Source organism: Streptomyces sp. NRRL B-24572 (assembly GCF_002156145.1).
Classification (GTDB): domain Bacteria; phylum Actinomycetota; class Actinomycetes; order Streptomycetales; family Streptomycetaceae; genus Streptomyces; species Streptomyces vietnamensis.
Genome location: NZ_MWIG01000403.1, coordinates 1 through 754 on the forward strand (window position 1 = coordinate 1; position 754 = coordinate 754).

The window sequence follows — 754 nt, forward strand, 5'->3', positions numbered from 1 at the left end:
CGCCGGGGCGGTGCACCCGCCTGCCCCGGCGCGAGCGGCCGGTCTCGCCGTCAGCTCCGGGCGAGGACCTTGACGGCGTCGGTGGTGATCGAGTCGCCGTGGCCGGCCGGAACGCCCCTCCCCCGTGCGGCAGGCCTCTCCTGTGGACTCCCGGGCGGTCGAGCGGCCCCGGTGAACCGCACCGGGGACAGGCCGGCACACGACCGGGTGTCCTGGGTCAGCCGGTGGTGGTGAGCACCATGCGGAACCGGGCCGCTCCGGAGAGCATTTTCTGGTAGGCCTCATCCGCCTGTGCGAGCGGCACGGTCTCGATGACGGGGCGAATTCCGTGCAGGGCGCTGAACGCCATGGTGTCCTCGATGTCCTGGGCGGTGCCGTTCGAGTGGCCGTGCACGAGGATGGCGGGCATGATCAACTGGAGCGGGGCGATCTGCAGGGGCGCCGGGTCGATGCCGATCACCACCAGCTCGCCGCGGGGTGTGAGCCCGTCGACGGTCGCCGCGATGGCCTCGGAGTTCGCGGCGGTGGCCAGCACGACCTGGACGCCCCCGAGCGACTGCAGGGCCTCGGCGACGCCGGTTCCCGCGGTGCTGTCGATGTAGTGGTGGGCTCCCAGCTGCTTGGCGAAGTCCGCCTTGTCCGGGCCGCGCGCGATCGAGACCGTCTCGAACCCCATCGCGACCGCGAAACGGACCCCGAGGTGGCCGAGACCGCCGAGCCCGAGGACAGCCACGCGGTCGCCCGGCCGGGCGAC

At 73.2% G+C, this 754-nt stretch carries 1 protein-coding gene; it reads right to left on the bottom strand.

The annotated features are described in order from the left end of the window. Positions 1 to 217: 217 nt before the first annotated feature. Positions 218 to 754 (bottom strand): zinc-binding dehydrogenase (locus CCN56_RS23430; RefSeq protein WP_143664608.1); only part of this gene is annotated, 537 nt, incomplete at its 5' end.